The 22,708-nt window shown below is 66.2% G+C and carries 20 protein-coding genes; 7 read left to right on the plus strand and 13 right to left on the minus strand.

Annotated elements, in window-relative coordinates:
* Positions 1-28: 28 nt before the first annotated feature.
* Together IB257_RS11840 and IB257_RS11845 are read right to left on the minus strand one after the other, a co-directional pair.
* Complete coding sequence (locus IB257_RS11840) at positions 29-907, minus strand: EamA family transporter (protein WP_175212619.1); 879 nt, start codon at positions 905-907, stop codon at positions 29-31.
* An 18-nt stretch (positions 908-925) separates the two neighbouring features.
* Positions 926-1,543 (minus strand): nitroreductase family protein, encoded by a 618-nt coding sequence (locus IB257_RS11845; RefSeq protein WP_192352779.1) that lies wholly within the window; start codon positions 1,541-1,543, stop codon positions 926-928.
* 138 nt (positions 1,544-1,681) lie between these two features.
* Here IB257_RS11845 and IB257_RS11850 point away from each other — a divergent pair, with 138 nt between their 5' ends.
* Positions 1,682-2,578 carry a LysR family transcriptional regulator gene (locus IB257_RS11850; RefSeq protein WP_192492362.1) on the plus strand — a complete coding sequence of 299 codons (897 nt, stop codon included), beginning with the start codon at positions 1,682-1,684 and terminating at the stop codon, positions 2,576-2,578.
* Positions 2,579-2,600: 22 nt separating this feature from the next.
* Here the strand turns inward: IB257_RS11850 and phbB are convergent, their stop codons facing one another.
* From phbB to IB257_RS11880, 6 genes are read right to left on the minus strand one after another with little or no spacing between them, the layout of a single operon-like run.
* On the minus strand, positions 2,601-3,347 hold the full coding sequence (phbB, locus tag IB257_RS11855) for an acetoacetyl-CoA reductase (protein ID WP_119450337.1): 747 nt from the start codon (positions 3,345-3,347) through the stop codon (positions 2,601-2,603).
* Entirely contained in the window at positions 3,337-3,804 is a 468-nt protein-coding gene (locus IB257_RS11860; protein WP_082400836.1) for a hypothetical protein, read from the minus strand. The genes phbB and IB257_RS11860 overlap by 11 nt, the downstream gene beginning before the upstream one ends.
* Positions 3,805-3,851: 47 nt before the next feature.
* Positions 3,852-4,976, minus strand: a complete 1,125-nt coding sequence (locus IB257_RS11865) for an ABC transporter permease (RefSeq protein ID WP_059371289.1) — start codon at positions 4,974-4,976, stop codon at positions 3,852-3,854.
* 1 nt (position 4,977) lies between these two features.
* The gene (rbbA, locus tag IB257_RS11870) at positions 4,978-7,722 is read right to left on the minus strand and encodes a ribosome-associated ATPase/putative transporter RbbA (protein ID WP_119450336.1); all 2,745 of its coding nucleotides are present in this window, start codon (positions 7,720-7,722) and stop codon (positions 4,978-4,980) included.
* A complete protein-coding gene (locus IB257_RS11875) occupies positions 7,722-8,789 on the minus strand; it encodes an HlyD family secretion protein (RefSeq protein WP_192352778.1) in 1,068 nt (355 codons plus the stop codon). Before IB257_RS11875 ends, rbbA begins: the two co-directional genes overlap by 1 nt.
* A gap of 21 nt (positions 8,790-8,810) precedes the next feature.
* Positions 8,811-10,289: an efflux transporter outer membrane subunit gene (locus IB257_RS11880; protein ID WP_175180582.1), complete on the minus strand. Its 1,479-nt coding sequence runs from the start codon at positions 10,287-10,289 to the stop codon at positions 8,811-8,813.
* Positions 10,290-10,483: 194 nt separating this feature from the next.
* Here IB257_RS11880 and IB257_RS11885 point away from each other — a divergent pair, with 194 nt between their 5' ends.
* Both IB257_RS11885 and IB257_RS11890 read left to right on the plus strand, forming a co-directional pair.
* Positions 10,484-11,101, plus strand: a complete 618-nt coding sequence (locus IB257_RS11885) for a TetR/AcrR family transcriptional regulator (protein WP_054452012.1) — start codon at positions 10,484-10,486, stop codon at positions 11,099-11,101.
* A gap of 97 nt (positions 11,102-11,198) precedes the next feature.
* Positions 11,199-12,773, plus strand: coding sequence for a cyclic diguanylate phosphodiesterase (locus IB257_RS11890; RefSeq protein WP_192492363.1), 1,575 nt, complete (start codon positions 11,199-11,201; stop codon positions 12,771-12,773).
* 3 nt (positions 12,774-12,776) lie between these two features.
* Here the strand turns inward: IB257_RS11890 and kch are convergent, their stop codons facing one another.
* Positions 12,777-13,988, minus strand: a complete 1,212-nt coding sequence (kch, locus tag IB257_RS11895) for a voltage-gated potassium channel protein (protein WP_054452010.1) — start codon at positions 13,986-13,988, stop codon at positions 12,777-12,779.
* A gap of 431 nt (positions 13,989-14,419) precedes the next feature.
* Complete coding sequence (locus IB257_RS11900) at positions 14,420-15,235, minus strand: response regulator transcription factor (protein ID WP_119450333.1); 816 nt, start codon at positions 15,233-15,235, stop codon at positions 14,420-14,422.
* Positions 15,236-15,898: 663 nt separating this feature from the next.
* Here IB257_RS11900 and IB257_RS11905 point away from each other — a divergent pair.
* Positions 15,899-16,294, plus strand: a complete 396-nt coding sequence (locus IB257_RS11905; protein WP_119450332.1) for a helix-turn-helix domain-containing protein — start codon at positions 15,899-15,901, stop codon at positions 16,292-16,294.
* On the opposite strand, the gene IB257_RS11910 is transcribed toward IB257_RS11905, so the two are convergent.
* Positions 16,275-17,423, minus strand: a complete 1,149-nt coding sequence (locus IB257_RS11910; RefSeq protein ID WP_119450331.1) for an acyltransferase — start codon at positions 17,421-17,423, stop codon at positions 16,275-16,277. The two genes, IB257_RS11905 and IB257_RS11910, sit on opposite strands and share 20 nt — an antisense overlap.
* Positions 17,424-17,730: 307 nt before the next feature.
* Between IB257_RS11910 and IB257_RS11915 the strand changes: the two genes are divergently transcribed.
* From IB257_RS11915 to IB257_RS11925, 3 genes are all read left to right on the plus strand, one after another.
* Complete coding sequence (locus IB257_RS11915; RefSeq protein ID WP_054452006.1) at positions 17,731-18,261, plus strand: META domain-containing protein; 531 nt, start codon at positions 17,731-17,733, stop codon at positions 18,259-18,261.
* Between the two features lie 129 nt (positions 18,262-18,390).
* Positions 18,391-19,188, plus strand: coding sequence for an META and DUF4377 domain-containing protein (locus IB257_RS11920; protein ID WP_175180584.1), 798 nt, complete (start codon positions 18,391-18,393; stop codon positions 19,186-19,188).
* Between the two features lie 85 nt (positions 19,189-19,273).
* On the plus strand, positions 19,274-20,011 hold the full coding sequence (locus tag IB257_RS11925) for a sulfurtransferase (protein ID WP_192492364.1): 738 nt from the start codon (positions 19,274-19,276) through the stop codon (positions 20,009-20,011).
* A gap of 73 nt (positions 20,012-20,084) precedes the next feature.
* Here IB257_RS11925 and metG read toward each other — a convergent pair whose 3' ends face one another.
* The gene (metG, locus tag IB257_RS11930; RefSeq protein WP_054452003.1) at positions 20,085-22,151 is read right to left on the minus strand and encodes a methionine--tRNA ligase; all 2,067 of its coding nucleotides are present in this window, start codon (positions 22,149-22,151) and stop codon (positions 20,085-20,087) included.
* A gap of 237 nt (positions 22,152-22,388) precedes the next feature.
* Positions 22,389-22,664 carry a hypothetical protein gene (locus tag IB257_RS11935; protein ID WP_006226181.1) on the minus strand — a complete coding sequence of 92 codons (276 nt, stop codon included), beginning with the start codon at positions 22,662-22,664 and terminating at the stop codon, positions 22,389-22,391.
* Positions 22,665-22,708 lie beyond the last annotated feature (44 nt).

Genomic DNA, 22,708 nt, shown 5'->3' on the forward strand with positions numbered 1-22,708 from the left:
ACAACTATTTGCGGCGGCGCCAGTGCCGTTACAGCGGACGCGGGGCAGGCGTGATGGCGGCCGGACGCTGGGCGCGCTGGCTCAGCCACACGCTGGCGACCACGATCACCATGCCGGCGATCTGCGCGGCGCTCAGCTGCTGGCCCAGCATGCCCCAGCCCAGCAGCACGGCGGTGATGGGGCTGAGAAAGCCCAGCGAGGAGACCACCGCGGGCTCCAGCCGCGCCACGCCCCGGAACCAGAGCACATAGGTCAGCGCCGCGCCAATCAAGCCCAGGTAGGCGATGCCGGCCACGTTCAGCGCGGTGAGCGGCGGCAGGGCGGGCTCGGCGGCGAAGGCCAGCGGCGCCAGCAGGATGCCGCCCGCCGTCAGCTGCCACGATGTGAAGGTGAGCGCGGATACCGGCGGCTGCCAGCGCCGGCTGAGTACCGTGCCCAGGGCCATCGAGGCGGCGCTGATCAATCCGGCCGCAATGCCTACCGGGTCCAGCGCGGCCTTGGGCGTCAGCACCAACAGCGCCACTCCGCCCAGGCCGCCCAGCGCCGCCAGCACCGACAGGCCGCGCACGGGTGTGCCCAGCAGGCTGCGCGCCAGCAGGATCACCACCAGCGGCTGGACCGCGCCCAGCGTGGCGGCCACGCCGCCTGGCAGGCGGTAGGCCGCCACGAACAGCAGAGCCCAGAAAACGGAAAAGTTCAGCGCGCCCAGGATGAAGGCGCGCAGCCACCAGATGCCTTGCGGCAGTTGGCGCACGATCAGCAGCAGCAGGAAGCCGGCCGGCAGCGCGCGCAGCATGGCGACCGTCAGCGGATAGTCCTGCGGCAGCATCAGGGTGGTGACGACGTAGGTGCTGCCCCAGATGGCGGGCGCCAGGGCAGTCAACAGCAGATCGGAACCGCGGTTCATTGTCATGCTCCGGCTAGCTCAGGCAAGTTCAAGCACGTCGTGGACGGGGCGGCGCGGCTTCTGCGGCCAATTGCCGTCCTGCGCGTAGCCCATGGCGACCAGCATGACCGGCACCTCCTCCTGGCGCAAGCCGAAGGCCTGGGTCACGCCGGCGGCGTCAAAGCCGGTCATCGGGCTGGCGGCCAGGCCTTGGGCCTGTCCTGCCAGCATCAGGGTGGAGGCGCCGAAGGTGGCGCTGCGCACGGCCTCGTCGCGCTGCGTCTGCGGCGAGTCGGCATAGAGGCGGCTGGCCGCGGCTTCCCAGGATGGCACCATGGCCGCGGGCATGAAGCCCGCGTCCACGGACGGTTGCAGGCGGTCGGCCATCCAGGCGGCCTGGGGCAGCACGCCCAGCACGATGAAGGTCACCGCCGATTCGCTCACCTTGGGCTGGTTCCACGCCAACTCGCGCAGCCGGCGCTTGCCCTCCTGGCTGCGCACGGCGATGAAGCGCCAGTTCTGCAGATTGAAGGCGGTGGGCGCGCGGGTGGCCCAGGAGACCAGGGTACGGATGATGTCGTCGTCCACGTCGCGGGCGGGATCGAAGAAGTTGGCGGAAACGCGTTGCGCGATTGCGTCGGTCAGGGCGTGGTTCATGGCTGCCATCCTTGGGATTTGCTGAGATTGCCGGCTCGCCATATGCGCGCCGTCTCCATGTCCACAGGCTAATTGAATCCTTGTTTGGCGATAATATTCAATTCAATGGCAATATCATTCACCAATAGTGAATAATCTATGGATCAGCTGACGGCGCTGAGGGTGTTCAGGCAAGTGGTGGAGCGGGGCGGCTTCGCAGCCGCGTCGCGGCAGATGGGCCTGTCGCCCGCCGCGGTCAGCAAGAACATCGCCGAACTGGAAACCCACCTGGCGGCGCGCCTTCTCAACCGCACCACCCGCCGCATGAGCCTGACCGAAGCCGGCGCGCGCTACTACGAACAGGTGGCGCGCATCCTGGACGACCTGAGCGAAGCCGAGCAATCGCTGGGGCCCTTGCAGCAGGCGCCGTCGGGCACCTTGCGGGTCAGCGCGCCCATGTCGCTGAGTCTGGTCCGGCTGTCCGCCGCCATGCCGCGCTTCCTGGAGCGCTATCCGCAGGTATCGCTGGACCTCAACCTGGAGGACCGCCGCATCGACATCGTCAAGGAAGGCTACGACCTGGCTATCCGCGGCACCGACCGCCTGGAGGATTCCAGCCTGGTGGCGCGCAAGCTGATGACGCTGGACCACGTGCTCTGCGGCGCGCCGGCCTACTTCGAGCGCCATGGCGTGCCGGCCTCGCCCCTGGCGCTGCGCAACATGGAGCGCGTGCAGTTCGCCTTGTCTGGCCACGCGGACGAATGGACCTTCAAGCGCGCGGGCGAGACCGAACGCGTGCCGGTGCGGGGCCGCTACAGGGTGAGTTCCAGCTTGGCGGTGCGCGATGCGCTGCGCGCCGGTTTTGGCGTCAGCCTGGCGCCGCGCGTATACGTGCAGCAGGACCTGGACAGCGGCGCGCTGCAGGCGGTGCTGCAGGATTGGAAACCCGACGAGACCTACGTGTATGCGGTGTATCCCTCGCGCCGCCACATGGTGGCCAAGGTGCGCGCCTTCGTCGACTTCCTGCTGGAAGAACTGGGCGCGCCGCGGGAATGAGCCGCGGCGGCCCGTAGCCGCATCAATACATGTGCTGGCCGCCGTTCATGGCGACATTGCTACCGGTCATGAACGCCGCGGCATCGCTGCAGATGAAGGCGACCAGCGCGCCGATCTCTTCCGGGCGACCGAGCCGGCCCAGCGGGATCTGCGGCAGGATCTTCTCCTTCAACACCTCTTCGGGCACGGCCTCCACCATGCGCGTCGCCAGGTAGCCCGGCGATACGGTGTTCACCGTCACGCCTTTCCTGGCCAGCTCCAGCGCCAGGGATTTGGTGAAGCCGTGGATGCCGGCCTTGGAGGCCGCATAGTTGGTCTGGCCAAACGACCCCTTGCTGCCGTTGACGGACGAGATGTTGACGATGCGGCCCCAGCCCCGGTCGGCCATGGCGCCGCATAGCGGCTGCGTCATGTTGAACATGGAGTCCAGGTTGCCGCGCAGCACGTCCGTCCAGTTTTCGTGACTCATCTTGCGCAGGCTGGCATCGCGGGTAAGGCCGGCGTTGTTGATCAGGATGTCGATCTGGCGGCCGTCTTCCTCCAGGCGCCGCGCCAGCGCCTGGCACGAGTCGTAATCGGCCACGTCCACCCTGTACATGGCGTAGCGGCGGCCCTGGGCCGCCTCCGCGTCCACCCACGCCCGCGCGGCGTCTTCGCTGGAGTGGTAGGTGATGATGACCTGGTGGCCGGCATCGTGCAGGGCGCGCGCGATGGCTTGCCCGAGGCAGCCGGCCCCGCCTGTGACGAGCGCAGTGCGTTCAGCCGTCATGATGGGATCCCGGTTGGCTTGCGTCGCGCATGGCCGAGCACGCCGACGCCATCTGGTTCGACAGCGTCTTCCAGATCTGCGCCATGGGGGTGTCTTCGATGCCCATGGCGCCGCCGGTGGCCTGCTTCAGCCAGCCTCGCATTGCTTCGCTCATGCCGGCGGCCAGGGTGGCCTGTTCTTCGAGCAGCGCGTGGGTGATGGCCTGGCTGGCTTCAAGCTGGCTTTGCCATTGCTTGCGCGTCATTTCGCCCAGCGCGGGCGCGATCTCTTGCCAGTTGCCGGATTGTTGCAAGGGCGCCAGTGCGGCCAGGTATTGTTCCGCGTTGCCGCCGGCCAGGCGGCGGCCCAGTTCAACCCAGCGCTGCTGGCTTTCCTGCGCAAGCTGCGCCATGCGCTGGCAATAGGCGGCATTGGCGCTGGCAAGGCCCTGAGGCGTGGAGGCAGTGGTTTTCTTCATCATCCGTCCTTTTAAGAGAGTGGTAAGGGGTAACGAACACACAGGCCTCAAGCCATCTGGCTGAGGGTCTTGCGAAAGCGCGCCAGCGAGAACGCGAACAGGACCGAGCCTATGAGCGCCAGCGCCAGGAAGGGTTGCCACACGACGCTCAAGCCCGCGCCGCGGTAGAGAATGGCCTGGCCGAGTTCCACGAAGTGGGTGGTGGGAGCGGCCAGCATGATGTCCTGCACGAACTGCGGCATGCTTTCGCGCGGCGTGGTGCCGCCCGACAGCATTTGCAGGGGCAGCAGCACTAGTACAAGCAACATGCCGAACTGCGGCATGCTGCGCGCAAGCGTGGCCATGAATATGCCCATAGAGGTCGTCGCGAACAGGTGCAGCGCCGCCCCGACCAGGAACAGCGCCACCGATCCTTCGATCGGCACTTGCAGCAAGCCGCGTACCACGAAAGTCAACGATAGCCCAGCAGATGCCAACACCACCAGTCCCATCGACCAGACCTTCGCGACCATGATCTCGGTCGGCGTCACCGGCATGACCAGCAGGTGCTCGATGGTGCCGTGCTCGCGTTCGCGGATCAGCGCGGCGCCGGTCAGGATGATGGACAGCATGGTGACGTTGTTGATGATCTCCATCAGCGCGCCGAACCAGGCCTGGGTCAGATTGGGGTTGAAGCGCATGCGCACCGCCAGCTCCACCGGCAGTTCGGTGGGCGCGCGGTAGCGTTTGACGAACTCGTTGATCTCGTCGCTGATGATCTGCTGGATGTAGCTGCTGCCCGTGAACGCCTGGCTCATGCGGGTCGCGTCCACGTTGAGCTGGATTTCAGCGGGCCGGCCAGCCAGCACGTCGCGCTGGAAATTGGGCGGGATGTTGACCGAGAAGGTGTAGCGCCCCGCGTCCATGCCGGCATCGGCCTCGGCCGAAGTCGTTACTTCCGGCGGTGTGAAGTGCGGGGGATAGAAGGCCGACGTGATGCGCGCGGACAGGGGCGAGACGTCCTCGTCGACCACGGCGATGGGAGCGTTGTGCAAGGTTTCCGGCACGGCCGTGGCGGCGGTGTAGATCATCAGCGTGAACGACACGAGGATCAGGATCAGCATCATCGGGTCGCGCGCCAGGCTCCACAGCTCCTTCACGCCCAGGCGGTAGATATTGGCCAGGTGCCGCATCTCAGGTCTCCTGTTTCTTCAGCAGCAGCGCCGAGGCGCCCAGGATGACGGGAATGGCGATCAGCAGCGGCCAGAACGAGCCTTGCAGGTTGGAGAAGTCCAGGGCCTTGCTGAAGACGCCGCGGCTGATGGTCAGCATGTGCGTGGCGGGGTAGACCTGTCCGATCAGGCGGCCGGCGCCTTCCAGCGACGACACCGGGTTGAGCAGGCCGGCGAACTGCACCGCGGGCACCAGGGTGCCTATCATGGTGAAGAACAGCGCCGCGATCTGGCTGCGGGTGAACGTGGAGGCCAACAGGCCGATGGCGGTGGCCACCACGTTGTAGATCAGCGCGGCGGCAAGCAGGGTCAGGAAGCTGCCGGTGATGGGCACGCCGAACAGCGTCACGGCCAGCAGCGTCATCAGCAGGAAATTCAGCATGGCCAGCGCCACGTAGGGCGCCTGCTTGCCCAGCAGGAATTCCAGCCGTGTCACGGGCGTGACGTACAGATTGATGATGGAACCCAGCTCCTTTTCGCGCACCACCGCCAGCGCCGTCAGCATCGCCGGCATCATCAGGAGCAGCAGCGGGATCACGGCGGGCACCATGGCGGGGAGGCTGCGCACATCCGGGTTGTAGCGGAAGCGCGTCTCTATGCTGACCGGCAGGGTCGCGTCCGAGCCCAGGCGTTCGCGCGCCTGCTGCATCAGCCAGCCCTGGTGCATGCCCAGCACATAGCCGCGGATGGTCTCGGCGCGCTGCGGCATGGCGCCGTCGATCCAGACGCCGATCTGCGCGCCGTTGCCGCGCTCCGCGTCGCGCGCAAAGCCTTGCGGTATCTCGATGGCCAGCGACAGCTCGCCGCTGCGCATGCGCGCGTCCATCTCCTCGTAGCTGGAAATGGGCGGATGTTCGATGAAGTAGCGCGAGCCCGCCAGGTTCAGACTGTAGTTGTGGCTCAGGCCGGTCTGGTCGCGGTCCATGACCGCATAGCGCAGGTCCTCCACGTCCATGCTGATGCCAAAGCCCATCACGAACATCAGCAAGAGCGAACCGGCCAGGGCCAGCGTGGCGCGCACCGGGTCGCGGCGCAGTTCCAGCGATTCGCGCCACATGTAGCTCAGCATGCGCTGCAGGCTGAAGCCGCGGTGTTCCGGCGTTTCGGCGGAGGCGGACGCCAAGGGGGGAGCGGCTTGCGCGTCAGCGTCTTCTGGTTTGGTGCCGGCGCCCGCGTCGATCAGGTAGGCGATGAAGGCTTCCTCCAGCGTCTGCGCGCCGCGCATGCGCGTGATCTCGTCGGGCGACGCGCTGACCAGCACCTTGCCCGCATGCATCAGCGACATGCGGTCGCAGCGCTGGGCCTCGTTCATGAAGTGCGTGGAAATGAAGATGGTGACCTGGTCCTGGCGCGCCAGCGCGATCAGCAGGCGCCAGAAGTTGTCTCGCGCGACGGGGTCCACGCCCGAGGTCGGTTCATCCAGGATCAGCAACTCGGGCTTGTGCACCATGGCCACCGCCAGCGACAGGCGCTGGCGCACGCCCATGGGCAGATTCTCGGGCAAGGTGTCCAGCACTTCGCCCAGGTCGAAGCGCTGCACCATCTCGTCCACGCGCGCCGGAATCTCGGCTTCCGGAACGTGGAACAGGCGCGCGTGCAGCACCAGGTTCTGCATTACGGTCAGTTCGCCATACAGCGAGAACGCCTGCGACATGTAGCCCACGCGGCGGCGGGTATCGATGTTGCGCGGATCGACCTCGGCGCCGAACAGCCAGGCCTGTCCTTCGCTTGCCGGCAGCAGGCCGGTCAGCATTTTCATGGTGGTGGACTTGCCGCAGCCGTTGGAACCCAGGAAACCGAAGATCTCGCCCTTGCGGATGCGGAAGTTCACGTGGTCCACGGCGACGAAATCGCCGAAGCGCATGGTCAGGTCGCGCGCCTCGATGGCGATCTCGGCGTCTTGGTCGATGGCCAGCGGCACGATCTCCACCGGCTTGTGGCCGCGCTTCTTTTCTTCCGGCAGCAAGGAGATGAAGGCGGCTTCCAGCGAGTCCGCGCCGGTGCGCTGCTGCAGTTCGGCGGGCGTGCCGGTGGCCAGCACACGGCCTTCGTCCATGGCGATCAGCCAGTCGAAGCGCTGCGCCTCGTCCATGTAGGCCGTGGCCACGATCACGCTCATGCCGCTGCGCTCGCGGCGGATCTCGTTGATCAGGTCCCAGAACTGCGCGCGCGCCAGCGGATCCACGCCGGTGGTGGGCTCGTCCAGGATCAGCAGGTCGGGGTCGTGGATCAGTGCGCAGCACAGACCCAGCTTCTGCTTCATGCCGCCGGACAGCTTGCCGGCCGGGCGCGACAGGAAGGCCGACATGCCGGTGCTGCGAGTCAGGCTGTCGATGCGGCGGCGGCGCTCGGCTTCGTCATGGCCGAACAGGCGGCCGAAGAACTGCAGGTTCTCTTCGACCGACAGGGTGGGATAGAGATTCTTGCCCAGGCCCTGCGGCATATAGGCGATGCGCGGGCACACGTCGTCGCGGTGCCGGCGGCTGGCCATGTCGCCATCCAGCACGTCCACCTTGCCTTCCTGCACCGCGCGCGAACCCGCGATCAGGGCCAGCAGGCTGGACTTGCCGACGCCGTCCGGGCCGATCAGCCCGACCATGCGGCCGGCGGGAATGTCCAGGGTGATGCCGTCCAGCGCCACCGTCTTGCCGTAGCGCAGGCTGACGCCGGACAGCGTCACCACGGGCGCGGTGTCCGGGGAGGTCATCAGGGCACCTTGACTTCAAGATTGGCGGGCCATTGCGCGTCGGCATCGAGCTTCAGCCAGGCCACGCCCGGCAGGCCCGTCTTGACCTGCTTCAAGTGCCGCTGCAGCAGCTCGGGGCTGATCTGGGCCTTGACGCGGAACATCAGCTTCTGCCGTTCGCTGGCGGTCTCCACCGTCTTGGGCGTGAACTGCGCGGTGCTGGCCACGAAGGAGACCTTGGCGGGGATGACGTATTGCGGCGCGGCGTCGAGGATGATGCGTACGTCCTGACCCAGCGCCACGCGGCCGGCCGCCTGCTCGGGCAGGAAGAACGTCATGTAGACATCGGCCAGGTCCACCATGTTCAGCACCTTGCCGCCCGCGCCCAGCACTTCGCCAGGCTGTGCCACGCGGTACTGCACACGGCCGTCGCGCGGGGCGCGCAGCTCGCTGTCGGCGATGTCGGCCTCGATGCGGGCGATGGTGGCCTGTGCGGCGGTGACTGCGGATTGCGCGCCGACCTCGGCGGCGCGCGCGGCGTCGATGGCGGCCTGCGCGGCCTTCACCTGCGCACGCGCGGCATGCACCGAGGCCTGTGCGCTGCGCACGCGGGCGCGGTCGTCGTCCAGTTCCTGGATGGACGAGGCGCCTTCCTTGGACAGCGTCTCAGAGCGGGCCAGGCGGCGGCGCGCGGCGTCCAGTTCGCTTTCGCGTTGCACCACCACGGCCTCTGCAGCCAGCTTGTCGCTCTCGCGTTGCGCGACCTGCGCGCTGGCGCTGGCCGCGCCGTTGACGGCCTGCTGATGCTGGGCGCGCGCTTCCTCGCGCTGCGCCTGCAAAGTGTCGATCTGCATGCGCGCCAGCGGCTGGCCCGCGGTGACGAAATCGCCTTCGACCGCCAGCACTTCCTGCACCCGGCCGGCAAGCTTGGCAGCCACGTCGATTTCGGTGGCTTCGATGCGGCCGTTGCCGCTGATGAATCCCTCGCCCGGGCCGCTGTCGGACAGCAACCGCCAGCCGTAGTAGCCGCCGGCGGCAACCGCCAGGGCGATCAGGACAGGGACCAGTTTTCGGGTGGGCAGGCGCATCGGGGATCCTTGATTATTGGTTTATCGGGGGCTGGCGGTTGGCGCGGAGGCGGTCTGCGCCGCGGGCGGCGCTTGCGTGCCGCCGCCCAGCGCCGCATACAGCCGCACGCGGCTGGACAGCAGGGCGCGGCGCGTCTGCGCGAGCTTCTGCTGGGCCGCCAGCAGATCGCGCTGCGCGTCCAGCACCTCCAGATAGGGCGAGGCGCCATGGTCGTAGCGCAGTTGGGCGAGGCGGGCGCGTTCGCTCTGCGCCGCCACGGTGGCGCGCAGCACGTCCACCTGTTCCGCCAGCCAGTAGCGCGCGGACAGCGCGTCGGACACGTCCTTGAAGGCGGTCTGTATGGTCTGTTCGTAGGCGGCCACGGCCTGGTCGCGGCGCGCTTCGGTCAGGTCCAGGTTGGCCGAGCGCCGGCCGCCGTCGAAGATCGGCAGGCTGATGCTGGGCGCGAAGTTCCAGGCGCGGCTGCCGCCCGAGAACAGACCGTCCAACTCGCTGCTGGCGGTGCCGAACGCGCCGGTCAGGGTGATGGTCGGCAGGAAGGCGGCGCGGGCCGCGCCGATGTTGGCGTTGGCGGCCTGGAGCTGATGTTCGGCGGCGACGATGTCGGGGCGGTTGACCAGCAGGTCCGAGGGCAGGCCCGCCGGCAACTCGCGCATGACGGCGTTGTCGTCCAGGCGCGTGGGCAGCTTGGGCAGGTTCAGCGGCGCGCCCGCCAGCAGCTCCAGCGCGCTGGCCTGGGCGGCGCGGGTCTGTTCCAGGTCCGCGCCCAGCGCCTTGGCCTGCTGCCACAGCGTTTCGACCTGGGTCAGGTCCAGTTTGGAGATTGCGCCTTCCTCGAAGCGGCGGCGGAAGATGCGCAGCGACTCTTCGCGCGAGGCGATGGTCTCGCGGGTCAGCGCCAGGCGCTCGTCCAGTTCGCGCAAGGACAGGTAGCTGTCCGCCACTTCGGCGACCAGGCTCAGCGTCGCGGCCCGCGCGGCCGCATCCGAGGCCAGGTAATTCTGCAAGGCGGCGTCCTTCAGGCTGCGCACGCGGCCCCAGAAGTCCAGCTCCCAGCTGGCCATGCCCAGGCCCACCTGGTATTGGCTGGAGACCAGCGGCTGTCCCGTGAGGTTCAGGTCGCCCGGTACACGGGCGCGGGAGCCGTCCGCTTGCACGCCTATGGTGGGGAACTGGTCGGCGCGCTGGATGCCATACAACGCGCGCGCTTCTTCCACGCGCAGCAGGGCGCGGCGCAGGTCGCGGTTGTTGTCCAGAGCGGTGGATATCAGCGTCTGCAGCGCTGGATCGGGGAAGTAGGTCCGCCAGCCGATTTCGGCGGCGGCTGCGGCGTTGGCCGCGGTCGCTTCGGGCCCTGGGGCTGTATAGGCGGCAGGCACGGGCAGCGCGGGGCGCTCGTAGTCGGGCGCCATGGACACGCAACCGCTGGCCAGCAGCGTCAGCAGGGCTGCGGGAACGAGGCGCGTGGCGATCGTGGCCGGAAACGGGCGGAGTGTCATGCGGGGTCTCTCCAGCGCGGGGGCCGGGCGCGTCCCAGGGCAGGCTTGTGACGCCGCCTTCGGGGCGGACCCGATACCGGGTTCATGCTTGCAGATATTGTGCAGTGCGGCGGCTACGCATTCCTTGATCAGAATCAAAGTAGCGACTGACTGGTCGGTTTTTAATGAATTGCACATATACAGGGAGCAGAAGGATGGTCATGCAGCGCCGTCGTCTTCCTCCGGTGGTGCGGATCGGGCAGATTCTCGATGCCGCGCTCCAGGAGTTCTCGCAGGCGGGCTATGCCGGCGCCAGGATGGATGACATCGCGCTGCGGGCTGGCCTGTCCAAGGGTGGGCTCTATGCGCATTTCGACAGCAAGGAAGCGGTCTTCGAAGCCCTGCTGACGCGCCACCTCAGCCCCTCGCGGCTCGACATCGAGGCGGTGGTGGATGGCGCCCAGTCGCCGCGCCATCTGGCCGAACGCATCGTCAATCATCTCTACGTCAGCCTCGGAAACGCGGCCATGATCAGCACCATGCGGCTGCTGCTGGCCGAAAGCGGGCGCGTGCCCCACCTGGCCGCGCGCTGGCGGCAGGAGACCGCGCAGGCGCATCAAACCGACATCGCGCGGCTGCTGGAGCGCGCGCGCGATCGCGGCCTGTGCGCCGATTGCGTCGCGCTCAAGCATCCCTGGCTGCTGCTGTCGCCCATCGTTCATACCCTGGTCATGTCTGCGCTGATGGGACCTGACGAGCGCATCGACCTGCCCGAGCGGCGGCAGGCGCATGTGGCGCTGATCTGCGAGCTTCTGCGCCAGAGCCCTGCGTGACGGAGGGCCCCGGAGTTCCTTGACGCTGCGCCCGGCTTGGTGTCCTATCCAGAGTTGGTCGCGCGGCGGCCATGCACGACCTACGCGGCGAGGTGACATGGCGACATCGGGAGTGACTGGCGACACACCGTCCTGGCGTTATCTGCCAGTGGCCCTGGCTTTGGTGCTTCCCATCCTGGCCTGTATTGGCTGGACATGGCTGCAAGCGCACAACGCACAGCGGCTCGAAGGCGAGACCGCCGCGCGCATCGTGCGCGCCCAGGCCGAGAGCATCCTCATCCAATCCCAGGACATGCTGGGGCGGGTGGCGGAACAGGCGGGCAAGCCTTGTGACGAGGTGCTGCCCATGCTGCAGCGCTGGGGCACCTTGAATCCGTATTTTCGTTCCCTGGTCCTGGTACGTAACCAGCGCGTCTACTGCTCATCGGCGGTAGGCGCCGTGGACGCCTCGCTCGACGATTTCAGCAAGTGGAAAATCAACATCGTGTCGGACCACTGGCAGATCTCGGTGGCCGGCACGCCCTTGGCGCCGGAGCGGCCGGCCATCCTCATAGGCAAGTCCGGCGCCGACGGCCATGGCGGCATCGTGGTGGTGGATGGCCGCTACGTGCAGGACCTGGTGAATGCCGTGGCCACCATGGACGACCTGCAGCTGGAATTGGTCGTGGGCAGGAACGGCGCGCCGATACGCAGCGATTCCTGGGGCGGCGCGGCGGCGCGCGCGGTGCCGCTGCGCGACGAGGACGATGCCACCGCGACGGGCCTGAGAGTCAACGTCCTGGCGCCGCCAGAGACCCTGGTGCGCGCGTGGTCGCGGTCCATGACGACGTATCTGCCGGTGGCGCTGCTGCTCGGGCTGGGCCTGGCCGTGGCCACGCACCGGCTGCAGGTCAGCAGGCGTTCGTTCAAGGAACGCCTGCGCCGCGCCATGCGGGCTGGCGAGTTCCTGGTGCACTACCAGCCCGTGTACGGGCAGGCCACGGGCCGCTGCGAGGGCGTGGAGGCGCTGATGCGCTGGGAGAGGCCGGGCATCGGGCCGGTGCGCCCGGACGTCTTCATCGCCGAGGCCGAGGCCGAAGGCATGATCATTCCGCTGACCCAGCATCTGCTCACGCTGATCGAACGTGACATGCGGACCTGGCCCACGCCGCCGGATTTCCACATCGGCGTGAACATCGCGGCCGAACACTTATCCAGCGTGGAGCTGCTGCCCGACGTCCAGGCCTTCGCGGCCAAGATCGCGGCGCGGCATCCGCTGGTGGTGCTGGAGATCACCGAGCGCAGCCTGATCATGGACAACGGGCAGGCACGGCGCAACATCGATGCCTTGCGCGCCCAGGGCCTGCGCGTGGCGATCGACGACTTCGGCACCGGCCACTGTTCGTTGTCGTACCTGCAGAAATTTCCGGTGGACTACCTGAAAGTCGACCAGGGCTTCGTGCAGGCCATCGGGCCCGCGGGCGAGGAAGCGCCAGTGCTGGACGCCATCATCACGCTGGCGCACCGTCTGGGGCTGTCGGTCGTGGCGGAAGGCGTGGAAACGCCATATCAGTTCGACTATCTGAAGGCGCGCGGCGTGGCGTTCATCCAGGGCTATCTGTTTGCGCGGCCGATGCCCTCGGCCGAGTTCGTGCGCTGGTACGCCGGGCATGAACCGCCCGGCGACGCGTAGTCTTCAGGCGGCTTTGCCGTTGGGGGCGGCCTTGGCGAAGAACAGGTCGGTGATGCTCTGGCTGTCCATGGGCTCGCCGTTGATGGCGCGGGCCAGCAGCTCGGCGCCCAGCAGTTGCACGGAGAACACCAGGTCGGGATTCACCCGGCGGATCTTCTCCAGGTGCTTGCTGGTGTTGACCAGCGCGACCGTCTTGGCGCCGTTTTCGCCGCAAGCTTCTTTCGCGGCCAGCACGATGAAGGCGTTCTCGGCGTCGTCGTCGCGCAGCGCCAGCACGTAGCGCGCGCGGGTCACGCCCGCGTTGTGCAGCACATCCACGCTGGACGGGTCGCCTTCGATCAGGTCCGTGGCCGCCGGATATTCCTGCGGCACGCCAGGAGGCACGATGACGGTGACTTCGTCGCCGCGGCGCCGCAGGCCGTCGTAAACGCTCATGGCCAGGGGCGTCGCGCCCGCGATGATGATGTGATTTTTGCGCATGGCGGTGGAGAACCTGCCTTTGACCAGCCGTTTCAGATTGCCGCCGATCACCGGCCCGGCGATCGCGCTGATGGAGGTGGCGAAGATGGTGATGCCCAGGATGATAATCGACGCGGTGAACAGCCGCGCGGTTCCGGTGTGCGGCGTGATGTCGCCATAACCGACCGTGGACATGGATACGATGGAGAAGTAGAGCGCGGTGGTGGCGTCTGTGATGGGCGGATTGAATTCGTTGCCCAGATAGAGCGTGCCGAAGACCGCGTAGATCAGCAGCGACAGCATGCTGACCAGGGCGAACAGCGAGCCGGCGGTCACGCTGGCGCGGTCGAAACGGCGCCAGTAGGCGATCAGCGCGATGACCAGGACCAGCGTATAGATGCCCAGGCCGGCGCGGCCGCTGTCTCCCATGATGGCGAAGGTGCCCACGCCGATCAGCAGCACCAGTGAGAACGCCCAGGCGATGCGCGCCTTGAGGATCAGTCCCAGCGCGATGACCTGCAGCCCCACGCCTAACACCAGGCGCGGTATCTCCAGCAGGCCCACCACGCGCATGACCTCATGCCAGTTGTCGATGGCGAGCCAGAATCCGTATTCGCGCGCCCGCACCTCGCGCAGCACCGGATGCATGAAGGCGTACCCGTCCAGCGCCACCAGGATGGCCAGGCACCAGTTGGGCGGAAACAGCGCCAGCAGCTTGCGCAAGCGGTGCTTGAGGGGAACGGGTAGTGTGGGCATGGCTTTGGCGGGAACGGATCCCAAGTCCTTTGGCGGCATTGTAGGGGGCGTGCCGCGCTATACCAGATATGTATGGAAGGCTATCAACAAAGAATTACTGCAAACCTGCCCGAGGTCCTAAACTTCGTGCATCAAGCGGCTATCCATGAGGAACGCCGCTGATAAGGGCGGGACGGCCGCTGTTTTAGCAAACGGACGAATCGCCTGGCGTTGATCACGTTGCAGCCTGTGCAGGGACTAGAGACCCCGCCCAGGTTCACGGTCTGACCGTACGTGAGCAGTATGAGGCACGAATGTTGGAATCGCGTGATCCAGGTAGTAGGCATCAGTGCCGGCTGATGACTCCAGGCTCACGTGTTGTTTTAGCGCGGCGTCTTACCTTTCGAGGCAGCGCCGCGTTTTTTTCGTCCTGGCCCGTTGCGGGCCGGACCTCAAATGGACGCGTTCGCGTCCGCCGTTTCTCGGCGCCAGTCGCCCTGGGCCTCCAGGCGGCTTTCTTCCCCAGATACCCGAAATTCCAGGTCCAGCGTGATGTCCGCTGCGAACATGTAGCCCCAGCCATGCACGGCGCGGATCGGCAGCGTCATCTCGTTGGCCGCCGCTTTGCGCCGCAAGCGGCTGATCATGACGTCCACGAAGCGGCGCCGCGAGATGCCGCTGTCGGCCTCGTCCGCGCCGTCCGCGTAGAAGGCGTCGCGGCTGACCTTGCGGTCGGGCGCGTTGACCAGCCGTGACAGGAAGTCGCGCTCGCCGGTGGTCAGCCCCAGCGTGCGGCCCGTGGGGCTGATCAGGGTCCAACCCTTGTTCGCAAGGCGCCAGGTGTCGTGCATGGATTCATCCAGCGTGTGTCCGTCGGATGCGGCGTCCGCGCCGTCCAGGCCCACGGCGCGGCGCACCAGCGCCTGCAGCGCCGCCGCCAGCTCCAGCCCGGATACGTCCGGCGGCAGGCAGGCATCCGCGCCGCAGAGCAGCGTACGGATGCGGCTTTCGGCATCGGCGAATGCGGCAATGGCGACAATGCCCAGGCCTCGGTCCACGGCGCGCAGCCGGACGGCGGCATTGTGGATGTCGGGCAGGGGCGCTTTCAGCACCACCAGCGGGCAGGGGCGGCGCGAGTATCTGTCGTAGACGTCGGCCAGGTCATGGCAGCGGCGCACATTGAAACCCAGGTGCGAAAGGGCTTCGATGAGTCCGGCATGCCTGGCGTCGTCGTGGCCCAGAAATATGACATCCAGCGTGTTGTTCATTGATGCTTCCAATGAGGAGACAGGCCTGGGCGGCTGTGCCTGATGCCTAGGCAGGGCGCTGCGTGTCATACCCGTCTCCCTGTGCTGCGCGCCGAGGCGCGAGAGCGCCGGGCGGTGTTGTTCGGATGGGCGCGAGGCCGGGGGGATTGCCCCTGGTTTCGTGCTTACGCCGATGGCCGCCCATGCTTCGATGCTGCTTGGAAGTCACGCCCGTGTTTCATTTAAACACGGGCGTGTTTTTTTGTGAAGATACGTTTCTGTAGTTTCTGACAGTAACAGAAAGCGCAGGGGCAGCGCTATGGAAACGCTTGAAATACTGTTTGTTTTGGGAAGCGGGTGTTAACGCATTATGTATCGCCGATACATTATTTTCGATTTTGAATACGTGAAACGCCCTAAACTCGCCACGCTCTTGCCGCCGCGGCACGCTTGCATGACAGGGGCCGCAGCTGCGCGGCAATACCGATGTGGCAAATGCAAGCCAATGATAGATATGGTCTTTTTGATGGCGCATCGACGCGCTTCGAGGCGCCTGGAACAGGCTTGAAGCGCGCGCAGTCGGCTACGTGGCGCGATTTACGGATTAGCCCCGCAATTCGGGTGTAATCCGTTTATTTGCCGCCAGTATTGAGATGTTTTAATCAAATAAATAAATTCTTATTAATGTCTCAGGTTGATCGATTGGACACGTTTAGCCATCGTCTGCGCAACGCAAGAATGCTTCAGGGATGGACTCAAAAGGACTTGGCGGTCGCAAGCAACCTGTCGCAAAGCGCTATCGGCAACTACGAAAGCGGGCAGCGCCGGCGGCCATCCAGCGACGCGCTCATCAAGCTGACCCGCGCGCTATGCGTCAATCCCATGTGGCTCAGCACCGGCGAGGGGCCGATGCTGAACCCGGAGCCGGGCGTCATCCAGGCGGGCGCGGAGCGTGTGGCGCTCCCTGCCGCCTGGCCGTTCGAATCCATCTCCTATGCCACCTATGCGCGCCTGAGCTCCCAGGAAAAACGGCAGATCGAACAAGTGCTGGCCGCCTACATCAAGGCACGCGGCGAATAGACCCGAGGGGCTGCGCGGGCGCGCCAGCGGGGCGCCGCCGGGTGTCGGAGGCAGGCGCGGGATCGCGGTCGTCGGTGCGCAGGCGGCTGCGCAGACGCTCGATGGGATCCGCAATCACGCTGTTGAGCAGGGCCGAGAATGCGATGGTGCTCGTGATCACCAGCGCCATGAAGAGCAGCGGCTGGTCCAGATGCGCTTCTTCAAGCAGCCACTTGAAGAACATGATCACCAGCGAATGGCAGATGTAGATCGGGTAGCTCAACTCGCCGATCGCCTTGTCGAGCCTGTGGCGCGACTGGAACAGGAAGGCCAGCGGCAGCAGCGCCCCGAACAGCAGCACGGCCAGGCCGTCGCGCACGGTCTGGTTCATGGCGATCGAGAAATGCAGCACACAGTAGACCGCCAGCACGGCCGTGCCGATTTCCGGCAGGCGCTTGATCCGTTGCGTCCAGGCCTTATAGCGCGGCAACAGCACCTGGTGCGACAGCGAACCGAGCAGGAACAGGGCGAGTTCGGTCGGAAAGAACCGATACGTCCAGGGATCGCCCAAGCCTATGCCGGTGGCGATCAGCACGCCGCGCAACGCCAGCGATGCGGCCAGCAATGCGAGCAGCCGGCGCGGCGAATGCAGGATGAAGGGAGCGACCAGGTAGAAGCTCATCTCCACGCCCAGGGTCCAGGCCTGCGGCACCAGCAGCCCTTCGTAAAGCGGGACTTCGCTGTGCGCGAAGTTGCCAGTGAACTTGAGCGCGGAATGTTCGATGCCGAAGAACATCAGCCAGTCCTGGCCCATGATGAAAATGTTGGAGAGCACCAGGAACAGTTCGGCGCTGAAGGGCAGCGCGTCGTAGATGCGGAAGAATGCGCCGCCGCTCATCACGTGCGCGGCCAGCGTCAGCGCCGCAACGGCCAGATAGATCGGGAACAGCCGCAGGAAGCGGTTTGCATAGAACTTGCCCACCGCGCCTTGATAGTGGTCGGTGGCGGTGAGCACATAGGAAATCAGGAAGCCCGAAATGACGTAGAACAGCTGTACCGCGAGACGGCCGCCCACCAGATGATCGGTGGCGCCTGCGCCCAGATGGTCCAGCACCACCGACAATGCCAACAAGGTTCTCAAAAAGCCCATCGCCGTGTCTCCCCCGGATTGATCTTATTTTTGGCCCCCGTGAGGAGCCGGACACCTGCGCCTGCGGTCGTTGCGATCGGCTGCCGCGCCTTGCATGCCGGCCAGGCACGGGTGACGATCTGTACTGATTCTGCGCGTCGATGTGTGCCGCCGCCATGGGGCGTTCGATGCAGCAAGGCCATGCAATTGGAGCGTGGCCATGCATTTGCCGTGCTGCTTTTGGATACCGCTTATGGGCTTAGAACACGCGTGCTGGACCGAAAGGGCGGTTACAGTCGAGGGATGTGTAATTGATGGAGTCCCGTACATGTCCAAGCTCTTGTCCACGCGTTGCCGCTTGATTGCTCCGGCTCTGCTGGCCGCGGCCCTGGCCGGTTGCGCCGGATCGACTGGCGGCGCGCGCCCGCAAGGCGCAGCTGCGGCCAACGCCGCCAGCAGCGCGGATTCGTTGGCCCAGACCAGTTGGGAACTGGTGCGCTGGACGCAGGCGGGCGGCGCGCTACGCGACATTCCCCATGGCGACAACGGCGAACCGGTACGCCTGACCTTCCTGGCGCAAGGCAAGCAATATCGCGTCAATGGCTTTTCCGGCTGCAACCGCTACATGGGCACCTACAAGCTCGAAGGCGGCAAGCTCTACATCGACGCGCCCGCCGCCACGCGCATGGCCTGCCCCGCGCCGGAACGCGCCCGCCTCGAAGCGGACTATCTGCGCGGCCTGGCGTCCATCGACACGTTCACGCTGGACAACGGCGGCGCGCCGCGGCACCTGACCTTCAATCTGCGCGGCGGCGACGTGCTGGAGTTCGCGCGGCGCCAGGATCCGCCCACCCCCTGACGTAGCCAGCGGACCGCGTATCAAAGAGTGTTAAGCCGCGAATAACGGCGCCAGGCCGCGCCTACAATGGCGTGGTCCGGCCCGCCGCCTTGCGCGGGCGCTGCATTCCTCGCTTTTTCGGAGACCCTCATGTCCCTTCCCGCGTCTTTGCGCTGGCTGGCGCCTTGCCTGTTGTCCATCGGCCTGGCCGCCTGCTCGGCGCCGCCCAAGCGTGCCGCGGATGGTCAGGATCCGCGCTTTCAGCCCGCTTCCGCTTCCGACATGCTGGCGCAGACCAGCTGGGATCTGGCGCGCTGGACCTTGCCCGGCGGCGGCTTGCGGCAGATTCCGCATCCCTCTTCCAATTCGCGCCCGCTTACGGCGAGCTTCGTCCATGACCAGGGGGCGCCGCGCATTTCCGGTTTCTCCGGCTGCAACCAGTACAACGGCTCCTATACCGTTGCCAACGGCCTGCTGATCGTGCAGGGGCGCCCGGTGTCGACCATGATGGCCTGCGCGCCGCAGAACATGAAGCTGGAGCAGGATTTCCTGGCTGCGCTGACCAGCATCACCGCCACGTCGGTGGACAACGCCAACAATCCGCAGCGCATGACCTGGGTGCTCAGCTCGGGCGACAGGCTGGACTTCGGACGCCGCACCGATCCCATCGCAGGCGGCCAGCAGGGACCGACCAAGCTGGTCTACGTGAATTCGGAGCGCGTGCCTTGCACCGCCGGCGCGGGCCGCGCCATGTGCTACCAGGTGCGCGACAGCGCCGGACAGCCCTGGCAGCTCTGGTACGGCGAAATCACGGGGTTCAACTTCCAGCCTGGCGTGCGTTACCGCTTGCGCGTGGTCGAGGTCCGCAACCCGAATCCGCCGGCCGACGCGTCGACGTTGCAGTGGGTGCTGGATGCGGTGGTCGAGCAGGAAATCGTCAATCGTTGAGCCGGATCAAACGGGGCGGCGGGCGGGGAAAACCGCCCAGCGATTACTATTACGCCTTTCGCCGCCCGCTTTTTTCCGCTTTTCCATGACTTCCGTCGTCAATATCGCCGCTTACAAATTCGTTTCGCTGGATGCTCTGCCCGAGTTGCGCGCCCGCCTTCTGGACGAGGCAGGCCTGGCCGCGCTCAAGGGCACCATCCTGTTGGCCGAAGAGGGGATCAACCTGTTCCTGGCGGGTTCGGCGGATGGCATCGACGCGTTTCTGCGCACCCTGCGCGCCGATCCGCGCTTCGCCGACCTGGAAGTGAAGTTCAGCCATAGCGCGGCGGTGCCGTTCCGCAAGCTGTTGGTGAAGATCAAGCGCGAGATCATCCGCATGAATCATCCGGCGATCCGCCCGGAAGCGGGACGCGCGCCCGGCGTGGATGCGAAGACGCTGGCGCGCTGGCTCGAGGCCGGCATGGACGACGCCGGACGGCCCGTGGTCATGCTGGACACGCGCAACGCCTTCGAGGTCGACGAAGGCACCTTCAGGAACGCCATCGATTGGCGCATTGAACGCTTCACGCAATTTCCTGCGGCGGTGCAGGCGCACCGGGCCGAACTGGAAGGCAAGACCGTGGTCAGTTTCTGCACCGGCGGGATCCGCTGCGAAAAGGCCGCGATCTACATGAACGAGGCCGGCATCGAGCACGTCTACCAACTCAATGGCGGCATCCTCAAGTACTTCGAGGAAACCGGCGGTCCCGGCTATGACGGCAAATGCTTCGTCTTTGACGAACGTGTTTCGCTGGACCCGGCGCTGGCGCCCAGCAAGGCCTGATGTACCGCGCTCAATAACAAAAAGCCCGCCGATTTGAACTGGCGGGCTTTTTGCATTCAGCGGGGGCGCGGGATCAGCGCACGCGCATGCCGGGCTTGGCGCCGGGGAACGGTTCCAGCACGTAGATGCCGGCGTCCACGGACTCATCCGCATGGCTGGCGGCCAGCACCATTCCTTCGGATACGCCGAACTTCATCTTGCGCGGAGCCAGGTTGGCCACCAGGACGGTCAGCTTGCCGATCAGGTCTTCCGGCTTGTAGGCCGACTTGATGCCCGAGAACACGTTGCGGTGACGGCCTTCGCCCGCGTCCAGCGTCAGGCGCAGCAGCTTGGTCGAGCCTTCCACGTGTTCGCAGTTGACGATCTGCGCGATGCGCAGATCGACGCGCGCGAAGTCGTCGATGGAGATGGTCTCGGCGATGGGCTCGCCGCCAGGCACCACCACGGGGGCGGCCGGCGGCTCGAACAGGTCTTCCAGCATCTGCGGTTCGACGCGCTGCATCAGGTGCTTGAAGGGCGCCACACGCTGCGGCAGCACCGAGGCATCGGCCCAGGTGAAAGGCGCCTGCGCGCCGAACAGTTCCAGCGCCACGCGTTCGGACAGCGCCGGCAGCACCGGCGCCAGCATCACGGACAAGGCCTTGAAGCCGGCCAGCGAGCGCGAGCAGATGTCCTGCAGGGCGGCCTTCTGAGCGTCATCGGCGGTGGCGATGCCCTTGGCCAGCACCCAGGGCTGGGCCGTGTCGAACGCCTGGTTGATGCGATCGGCGTAGGCCATGATTTCGCGGATGGCGCGGTTGTATTCGCGCGCCTCGAACGCGGCGCGGATGGACTCCGCCTGTTCGGCGTACTCCGCGGCCAGCGCCGAGGTGTCGCCCGAATAGCCGAGGACGCCATCGAAATGCTTGGTGATGAAGCTGGCGGCGCGGCTGGCGATGTTGACGTACTTGCCGATCAGGTCGCTGTTGACGCGGGCGATGAAGTCCTCGGGGTTGAAGTCCATGTCTTCGACCCGGGCGTTCAGCTTGGCGGCGATGTAGTAGCGCATCCATTCGGCGTTCATGCCGAGTTCCAGGTAACGCAGCGGCGAAATGCCGGTGCCGCGGCTCTTGGACATCTTTTCGCCGCTGACGGTGATGAAGCCGTGCACATTCACGGCGTCAGGCGTCTTGCGGCCGGCGAACTTCAGCATCGCGGGCCAGAACAGCGCGTGGAAATACACGATGTCCTTGCCGATGAAGTGGACCTGTTCGGTGGGGCCGGCAGGATCGAGCAGCGCATCGAAGTCCATGCCCTTGACCGCGCAATACGACTTCAGCGAGGCCAGGTAGCCGACGGGCGCGTCCAGCCAGACGTAGAAATACTTGCCCGGCGCGTCCGGGATCTCGATGCCGAAGTAGGGCGCGTCGCGGGAGATGTCCCAGTCGCCCAGCTTGGCCTCGCCATCGTCCGAACCCAGCCACTCGCGCGTCTTGGCCAGCATTTCAGGCTGCAGATGCTTGCCGCCGGCGGCGTTGGAGCCGGTGGTCCATTGCTGCAGGAATTCCACGCAGCGCGGATCGGACAGCTTGAAGAAGAAGTGGTCCGAGGACTTCAGCACCGGCGTGGCGCCGGTCAGGGCCGAGTACGGGTTGATCAGCTCGGTGGGCGCGTAGACCGCGCCGCAGACTTCGCAGGAATCGCCGTACTGGTCCTTGGCGTGGCACTTGGGGCATTCGCCCTTGATGTAGCGGTCGGCCAGGAACATGCCTTTGACCGGATCGTAGAACTGCTCGATGGAGCGGGTTTCGATCAGGTCCTGTGCCTTGAGCGCGCGGTAGATGTCCTGCGATAGCGCGACGTTCTCGGCTGAATCGGTCGAGTGCCAGTGGTCGAAGCGGATGTGGAAGCCGTTCAGGTACTGCGGGCGCTCGGCGGCGTAGCGCGCCACCAGGGCCTGCGGCGTGATGCCTTCCTTTTCCGCCTTCAGCATGATCGGCGCGCCGTGCGCGTCGTCCGCACCCACGAAGTGCACCGTGTGGCCCGCCATTCGCATCGAACGAACCCAGATATCGGCCTGGATGTACTCCATGATGTGGCCGATGTGGAAAGATCCGTTGGCGTAGGGCAGCGCTGTGGTGACAAAAAGGGTGCGAGACATGGTTGTCTTTGGAGGTTGAGGGAAAAAAGGGGTAGGCCGGCCATTTTAGGGCAAGCGCGCAGACTTGCCGGACAGCGGCCCGTCAATGGCTCAACCCGCCCTTCGCGGCAGGCGAATCAGGCGGGTTGCGAAAGAATGCGGGGATGGGCGCGAATACACGGCAATTCCGCCGCGCGGACGCACAAGCCCACGGTCCGCTTGCGCCGCGGGCGGCGCAAGCATGCTGGAAAGCCGCCGTCAGCGGATTTCGCGGGCTTCGACGTCGATCACGTCGCCGCGCGGCTGCGTGGCGAAGGGGGCGGTGGCGGACTGGAACGGTCCCGGGCGGGCGCCCTGGCGCTGGCTCCAATAGGCGCGTACGCCGAAAGGTTTGCCGCGCACCTTGGCGACCACGTACAGGATCGCCACGGCGATCGCCGTGGAAAGCATGAACACCAGCGCCATCGCCATGCCGATCAAGGCCAGGGCGGCGAATAGGACGGCACGAAAGAAGCGGATAAGTGTGTTGGTCATGAAGATCGGATGCAAAACGCAGGGAAAGGTTCCCGGGTATCCGC

It is taken from the genome of Achromobacter sp. ACM03 (assembly GCF_014851665.1).
Taxonomy (GTDB): Bacteria; Pseudomonadota; Gammaproteobacteria; order Burkholderiales; family Burkholderiaceae_B; genus Achromobacter; species Achromobacter aegrifaciens.